Here is a 7,140-nt window from a genome sequence, read left to right as displayed (position 1 = left end):
GCCTGAACCGAAACGCCGCGGCAACCGAAACCCGAAGGCCCCGCCATCCACCCATGGCGGGGCCTTCGGCTTTCTGCGGCGCCCTTCGCATGACGCTTGCGGCCGGCTCGGCGGCGATGCTAGGCGGGGTATGGGCCGGTAGCTCAATGGTTAGAGCTCGCTGCTCATAACAGCGCCGGTGCCGGTTCGAGTCCGGCCCGGCCCACCATGCCTCTCCCAACGGCGCACCGGGCTTCGACCGCAGCGCAGGGTTCTCCGTCGATGATGTCCTGCGAACGCGTCCATCTCGTCACCGGCGCCGCCAGCGGCATCGGGCGAGCGACCGCGCTGCGGCTGGCTGGGCCCGGCGTCGGGCTCGTGCTGCATACGGGCTCTAACGCGGCCGGGCTGGCCGCGGTCGCGGCCGCGGCGGGGGCGGCGGGCGCCGTCGTCGCCACTCTGCTGGGCGACATCGCCGAGGCTGTCACGGCCGAGCGCGCGGTGGCGCTGGCCGATGAGCGCTTCGGTCGTCTGGATGCCATCGCGGCCGTCGCGGGCCATGCCCGCAAGGGCGGCATCATGGATCTGGCCGAGGCGGAGCTGCGGGGAGCCGTCGAGGATTCGGTCGTCGCGCTGCTGCGGCTGGCCCGGCTGGCGCGACCTCTGCTGAAGACCGGCGGCAGCGGGCGCATCGTCGCGACCTCCTCCTTCACCGCCCATGCGCTGCGCACCGATATGCAGCCCTTCGCCGCCACCGCCGCCAGCCGCGCCGCGCTCGAGACGACCGTGGGGCTGATGGCGCATGAGCTGGCGCCGGACGCCATCACGGTGAATGCGGTCGCGCCCGGGCTGATCCGCAAGGATGAGGGCCGGGGCAGCAAGCTCGCGGCCGAGGCGATCGCGCGGATGGAAGCGATCATCCCGATGGGGCGGCGTGGATTGCCGGAAGAGGTCGCCGCCGCAATCGCCTTCCTCGCCTCGACGGAAGCCTCCTACATCACGGGGCAGACGCTGCATGTCGATGGCGGTCTGGTCTGAGCCTCGGGCGGGAGAGCGCGACTTGCTCTAGCGCAAAGACGGACGCAGCCGCCCGTCTATGATTTTCCGTCAAGCCGGTCGACCGGCGCAGGGGGAAACGGCCGTGCAAGCGCCTGGGACGAGCTATCTCGACGAACGCCTGCCGCGCTACACGAGCTATCCGACGGCGCCGCATTTCGCCGCGGATGTCGACGGCGCTTGCTACGGCGACTGGCTCGGTGGGCTTTCGCCCGACACCAAGGGCTCGCTCTATCTGCACATCCCTTTTTGCCGGTCGATGTGCTGGTATTGCGGCTGCCACACCACGGTGGCGCTGCGCGACCCGCCGATCGGCGCCTATCTGGAGGTCCTGCGGCAAGAGATCGAGGCGGTCGCGGCGCGTCTCACCACGCCGCTCGACGTCCGCCATGTTCATTTCGGCGGCGGCACGCCGACCATCCTGGCGCCAGCGGATTTCGTCGCCCTCGTCGCGCTGCTGCGCGACCGTTTCGCGCTGCACCGAGACGCCGAGATCGCGGTCGAGATTGACCCGCGCCATCTCGCGCCGGCGATGATCGAGGCACTGCGCGAGGCTGGGGTCAACCGCGCCAGCCTCGGCGTGCAGAGTTTCGATCCCGAGGTCCAGCGCGCGATCAATCGCGTCCAGGGTGCCGGTCAGACCGCAGCCGTGATCACGCAGTTGCGCGAGGCCGGCATCGGCGGGATCAATCTCGACCTGATCTACGGGCTGCCGCGGCAGAGCACGGCCTCCTGCATCGAGACGGTGAACCAGTGTCTTGCGATGGAGCCGGACCGCTTTTCGATCTTCGGCTACGCCCATGTGCCGGACTTCAAGAAGCATCAGCAACGGATCGCTCTGGCGGACCTGCCCGACGGCGGCGCCAGGCATGAGCAGGCGGAGGCAATGGCGCAGCGCCTCGTCGATGCCGGCTATGTCCGCATCGGGCTCGACCATTTCGCGAAGCCGGACGACGAGATGGCGCAAGCTCTCGGCAGCGGGCAGCTGCGCCGCAATTTCCAGGGCTACACCACCGATGGCTGCGAGGCGCTGATCGGCTTCGGCGCCTCCGCCATCGGGCGGCTGCCGCAGGGCTATGTCCAGAACGAGGTCGTGACCGGCCGCTATGGCGAGCGCATCCGTGAGGGTGGGCTGGCGACGGTGCGCGGCTACCGGCTCAGCGACGACGACCGGCTGCGAGCGGATCTGATCGAGCGGCTGATGTGCGACCTTTCGGTCGATGTCGAGGCGGTCTGTGCGCGACATGGCGCCGATCCGGAGCAGTTGGCGCCGTCGCTCGCCCGGCTCGCGCCGCTGGTTCAGGACGGGATGGTGGATCAGGACGGTACCGTCATCCGCATGCCGGAGCGGGCGCGGCTTCTGGTGCGCAAGGTCGCCTCGGCCTTCGACGCGCATATCGACCAGCCGGCGCGACGCTACAGCCGCGCCGTGTGAGACCGGGATCGAAAAGATAGTGCAATCCCGCGGCGACGGATTGCCTTAGCGGCTGGACGCTCCGAAACGACAGCGACGGACCGCCCCGCCCATGACGACGCCCGCCCTCGTGATGCTCCACCGCGCGACGTCCGCGCCGCCCGCCTCCGCCCCGGGCCAGGGGCTCGGTCCGGCCGATCCCTTCGCGGCGGGCCGCGAGATCGCTTGGCGGTCGGAGGCTGCGGCTGCCGGCAGATGCGCTTTTTCGGGCACCGTCGATGTCGCCGCCTTCCCGCATACCGAGACGCTGGTGGTGCTGGCGGGCGAACTGACGCTGTCGGTCGCGGGCGCCTCTGCGCTCACCGTCGGCGCTCACGCGGCGGTGGTGATCGGGCGCGGCACAAAGCTTCGGATCGAGGCGGCGCCGGGCACTTTCTTCGCCTTCCACGCGCAGACGGCCGGCACCAGCGCGATGCCGGGCGCCACGCTGATCACCCGGGATCTGCCGCTGTCGCCCTCGACGCCGCCGGCGCCGGAGGTCCTGCTCGGCCCGTCGCCGCAATGCCGCAGCCACAATGTCTTCACCGACGAGGCCGTGCAGCTGCGCGCCGGCCTGTGGGACTCGACGCCCTATGCCCGGATCTCGCGTCCGCACCGTCTGGCCGAGCTGATGCACATCCTGGAAGGGGCTGTCGATCTCACCATGGCGGACGGCACCGTCGTCACCGTGGCGAAAGGCGAGACCGTCTTCGTGCCGCAGGGCGCGCCCTGTGCCTGGACCAGCCGCGTTCATGTGGCGAAGGTTTATGTCGTGCAGGAGACTGTCGGCTGATGGGCGACACGCTGATCCGGGACGCGGCCGTCCTGCGCGACATCGCGCCGGCCGACGCCGCCATCTGTGCGGGCCTCGCGCGTGCCGTCGGTTGGCCGCACCGGCCCGAGGATTGGGAGATGGCGATCGGGCTCGGGCGGGGCGTCGTAGTGACGCTCGGTGAGGAGGTCGTGGCGACGGCGCTGTGGTGGCCCTATGGCGAACACCACGCCACGCTCGGCATGATCATCGTCTCGCCGGAGCATCAGGGCGCCGGGATTGGCCGCCAGCTGATGCAGGCGCTGTTCGCGCAGGCGGAGGGGCGTTCGCTCCTGCTGAACGCCACCGTCGCCGGCCAGCCGCTCTACGAGAAGCTCGGTTTCGTCGTCTGCGGGGCGATCCGACAGTTTCACGGCGAGGTCACGACGGTTCCGGTGCCCGTTCTCGCTGGTGGCGCGGCGGTGCGCCCAGCTGGTTTGGCCGATCTGCCGGTTCTGGAGCAGCTGGATCAGGCGGCCACGGGCCTGCCGCGCGGGCCGCTGCTGCGGGCGGTGCTCGAGGCGGGCGAGGGCACCGTCCTGATGCGCGGCGGCGAGGCGGCCGGGTTCGCGCTGCTGCGCCGCTTCGGCCGGGGGCTCGTGATCGGGCCGGTGGTGGCGGCTGATCTGACGGATGCGCAGACGCTGCTGGCTCACGGCTTGCAGGGGCGGCAGGGGCAGTTCGTGCGGGCCGATATCGAGGACGGCTCCCCGCTCGGCGCGATGTTGACCGCGGCTGGCCTCAAGCCGGTCGACGGCGTCAACAGCATGGTGCGCGGCAGGCTGCCTCGGGCCTCGGGTCCGTTCCAGCGCTACACACTCGCCAGCCAGGCACTGGGCTGAAGGGACGACGATGGCACTCCTCTACAAGTCGGATCCGGTCCGCGGCGCCGAATGGGCGAAGATCCTGGCCGAGAAGGCGCCGGAGCTGTCCTTCCGGATCTGGCCCGATATCGGCGATCCGGCGGAGATCCGCTACTTCGTCGCCTGGATGCCGCCGGACGATCTGGCCGAGCGCTTCCCCAATCTCGAATTGCTGATGTCGTCGGGGGCGGGCGTCGATCATCTCGATTTGTCGAAGCTGCCGCCGAACCTGCCGGTGGCGCGCATGATCGAGACCGGCATCGTCGACGGCATGGTCGAATATGTCTCGATGGCCGTGCTCGGACTGCATCGCGACCTGATCGACTACGTCGGCCAGCAGCGCGCCGAGATCTGGCAGCAGATCCGCGTGCGTCCCGCTTCGACCCGGCGGGTCGGCGTGCTCGGCCTCGGCATGCTCGGCGAGGCCTGCTGCCGGATGCTGCGGACGCTCGGCTTCCAGGTCGCGGGGTGGAGCCGCTCCGGGCGCGAGATCGAGGGCGTAACCTGTTTTGCCGGGACGGAGAGCCTGCCGGATTTCCTGGGCCGGACCGACATCCTCGTCTGCCTGCTGCCGCTGACGGAGGAGACGCGCGGCATGCTCGGCGCCGAACTCTTCGCGCAGTTGCCGAACGGCGCGCGGCTGGTCAATGTCGGCCGCGGTGGGCATCTCGACCAGGAGGCGCTGCTGGCGGCGCTCGAGAGCGGGCAGATCTCGGCCGCGGTGCTGGACGTCTGCACACCCGAGCCGCTGACGCCGGGCCACCCCCTCTGGAGCCATCCGCGCGTGCTGTTGACGCCGCATGTCGCCAGCATGACCCAGCCGGAGACGGCCGTGGACCTCGTGCTCGAAAATCTGCGCCGTCACAAGGCGGGCGAGCCGTTGCTGGGCGCCGTCGACCGCAAACGCGGCTACTGACAGGGCCTGCCCCAAGGCAAAGCATGATCTGCCGCGGCGGGCTGCGAATTGGGCAGGTCGTATCATGACGGGTGCCCAAGGCCGTGCCGACGCCGCCCGGGCCTGTCCTAACCTTCTGCCAGGATGGACACAGCATCCGCGCGGAGGTCGAAGAGGTCCATGCACGAGCCAGCTCCGGTCAATCCCGTCCTGCAGGAAAGCGGGACGACGCCGTCATCCCTGCCTGCCAGCCAGGGCATCCGGCGGGCGCTGAGCCATATCGAGCGCCACTTCACCGACGCGATCTATCTCGAGGATCTGGCCGCCCTGGCGGGCCTAAGCGTCTGCCGCTTCGTGACGGTGTTCCGACGCCAGGTCGGGCTGACGCCGCATCGCTTCATCTGCCATCGCCGGATCGGATACGCCAAGCGGCTGCTGCGTGACGGGGTGCCGATGGCGCTGGCAGCCTCGGAGGCCGGGTTCTTCGACCAGAGCCATTTCTCGCGCCATTTCAAGAATATCTGCGGGATGACGCCGGGCCGCTATCTGCGCGAGATGGGCGGACTGCCCCGGCGCGAGGCCGATGCCCGGCCGCCGCTGCAGAGCGCCGCCTGATCCACCGACCCCACGCCGATCCGTTGCAGGAGCCCGCCATGACCGTCAACTCGCTCGAAGCGCTCGATCGCCTTCACTGGGTCCACCCCGTCGCCAACTGGGCCGGCCACGAGAAGCGCGGCGTCACCATCATGAAGTCGGCCAAGGGCGCCTTCATCACGGATTCGGAAGGGCATGAGCTGATCGACGGCTTCGCGGGGCTGTGGTGCGTGAATGTCGGCTACGGGCATGAGAGCATCGTCGAGGCCGCCGCCGCGCAGATGCGCGAGCTGCCCTATGCGACGGGCTATTTCTCCTTCGGCAGCGAGCCCGCGATCCGGCTCGCCGCCAAGCTCGCGGAGCTCCTGCCCGGCGACCTCAACCACATCTATTTCTCGCTCGGCGGCTCGGACGCGATCGACGGCGCGCTGCGGCTGATCCAGTTCTACTACAACGTCACCGGCCGGCCGACGAAGAAGGCGATCCTCTCGCTGGAGCGCGGCTATCACGGCTCGAGCTCGACGGGTGCAGGCGTCACGGCGCTGCCGGCCTTCCATGCGAATTTCGACTTCCCGGCGCATGTCCGGCACTATGTCGCCGCGCCCTACGCCTATCGCAATCCGACCGGCTCCGACGACGCTTCGGTGATCGCGGCCAGCGTCGGCTCGCTGCGGGCCAAGGTGGCGGAACTGGGCGCGGAGAATGTCGCCGCCTTCTTCTGCGAACCGGTGGTCGGCTCAGGCGGCGTGATCGTGCCGCCGAAGGGCTGGCTCAAGGCCATGCGCGACACGGCCGCCGAGCTCGACATCCTGTTTCTCGCCGACGAGGTCATCACCGGCTTCGGCCGGACGGGGCCGATGTTCGCCTGCGAGGCGGAAGGGGTCGTGCCCGATCTGATAACGATGGCGAAGGGGCTGACCTCGGGCTACGCGCCGCTGGGCGCGCTGGCGATCGGCGAAAAGATCTACCGCGGCATCAAGGACAATGCCCCGGAGGGCGGCCCGGTCGGCCATGGCCAGACCTATTCCGGCCATCCGGTTTCCGCCGCGGTCGCGCTCGAAGTGCTCCGGCTCTATGACGAAGGCGGAATCCTGGCCAATGGCCAGCGCGTCGGCGCCTATTTCGAAAGGAAGCTCGCCACTTTGGCCGACCATGCGCTGGTCGGCGAAGTCAGGGCGCGCGGGCTGCTCGCCGGCATCGAGCTCGTGGCCGACAAGGTCAGCAAGGAAAAGCTGCCGCGCAGCGTCAAGCTGGCCGACCATCTCTTCGCTCGCGGCTATGCAAACGGCGTGATCTTCCGTGCCTTTGCCGACGACATCATCGGGCTCGCCCCGCCGCTCTGCTGCAGCGAGAGCGAGATCGACCTGATCGTCTCGCGCCTGCGCCAGACGCTGGACGACATGCTGGCGTTGGCCGAGGTCCAGGCCGCCATGGCGCCCGCGAAGGCGGCCTGAGGCGGCACGATCCCTGCTTGGCCCGGGGGGCGCCG

The 7,140-nt window shown here is 69.7% G+C and carries 7 protein-coding genes and 1 tRNA gene; all 8 read left to right on the top strand.

Features of this window, described 5'->3' with window-relative positions; all coding sequences use genetic code 11:
- Positions 1–132 precede the first annotated feature (132 nt).
- The 8 genes from AX750_RS20620 to AX750_RS20585 all read left to right on the top strand — a co-directional run bounded on the left by AX750_RS20620 (position 133) and on the right by AX750_RS20585 (position 7,105).
- Positions 133–208: transfer RNA gene (locus AX750_RS20620), tRNA-Ile, on the top strand.
- Between the two features lie 53 nt (positions 209–261).
- Positions 262–1,017, top strand: a complete 756-nt coding sequence (locus tag AX750_RS20615; RefSeq protein WP_066722012.1) for an SDR family oxidoreductase — start codon at positions 262–264, stop codon at positions 1,015–1,017.
- A gap of 103 nt (positions 1,018–1,120) precedes the next feature.
- Positions 1,121–2,470: an oxygen-independent coproporphyrinogen III oxidase gene (gene hemN / locus AX750_RS20610; RefSeq protein WP_066722017.1), complete on the top strand. Its 1,350-nt coding sequence runs from the start codon at positions 1,121–1,123 to the stop codon at positions 2,468–2,470.
- 91 nt (positions 2,471–2,561) lie between these two features.
- Positions 2,562–3,281, top strand: a complete 720-nt coding sequence (locus AX750_RS20605) for a cupin domain-containing protein (RefSeq protein ID WP_066722019.1) — start codon at positions 2,562–2,564, stop codon at positions 3,279–3,281.
- Entirely contained in the window at positions 3,281–4,141 is an 861-nt protein-coding gene (locus tag AX750_RS20600; protein WP_066722021.1) for a GNAT family N-acetyltransferase, read from the top strand. Before AX750_RS20605 ends, AX750_RS20600 begins: the two co-directional genes overlap by 1 nt.
- Positions 4,142–4,151: 10 nt before the next feature.
- Positions 4,152–5,078, top strand: a complete 927-nt coding sequence (locus tag AX750_RS20595; RefSeq protein WP_066722023.1) for a glyoxylate/hydroxypyruvate reductase A — start codon at positions 4,152–4,154, stop codon at positions 5,076–5,078.
- Positions 5,079–5,237: 159 nt separating this feature from the next.
- Entirely contained in the window at positions 5,238–5,672 is a 435-nt protein-coding gene (locus tag AX750_RS20590) for an AraC family transcriptional regulator (RefSeq protein WP_082735188.1), read from the top strand.
- Between the two features lie 38 nt (positions 5,673–5,710).
- Positions 5,711–7,105 (top strand): aminotransferase class III-fold pyridoxal phosphate-dependent enzyme, encoded by a 1,395-nt coding sequence (locus AX750_RS20585; protein WP_066722025.1) that lies wholly within the window; start codon positions 5,711–5,713, stop codon positions 7,103–7,105.
- The last annotated feature ends 35 nt before the right edge of the window (positions 7,106–7,140 follow it).

This window comes from Methylobacterium sp. CCH7-A2, from assembly GCF_001557075.1.
GTDB lineage: Bacteria > Pseudomonadota > Alphaproteobacteria > Rhizobiales > Beijerinckiaceae > Allobosea > Allobosea massiliensis.
This window is presented reverse-complemented; position numbering and strand designations above follow the sequence as displayed.

Bases quoted from the DNA above. Each gene is read 5' to 3' on its own strand.
- AX750_RS20595 (WP_066722023.1), top strand. From the start codon at position 4,152: ATGGCACTCCTCTACAAGTCGGATCCGGTCCGCGGCGCCGAATGGGCG.
- AX750_RS20590 (WP_082735188.1), top strand. From the start codon at position 5,238: ATGCACGAGCCAGCTCCGGTCAATCCCGTCCTGCAGGAAAGCGGGACG.
- AX750_RS20605 (WP_066722019.1), top strand. From the start codon at position 2,562: ATGACGACGCCCGCCCTCGTGATGCTCCACCGCGCGACGTCCGCGCCG.
- AX750_RS20585 (WP_066722025.1), top strand. From the start codon at position 5,711: ATGACCGTCAACTCGCTCGAAGCGCTCGATCGCCTTCACTGGGTCCAC.
- AX750_RS20600 (WP_066722021.1), top strand. From the start codon at position 3,281: ATGGGCGACACGCTGATCCGGGACGCGGCCGTCCTGCGCGACATCGCG.
- AX750_RS20615 (WP_066722012.1), top strand. From the start codon at position 262: ATGATGTCCTGCGAACGCGTCCATCTCGTCACCGGCGCCGCCAGCGGC.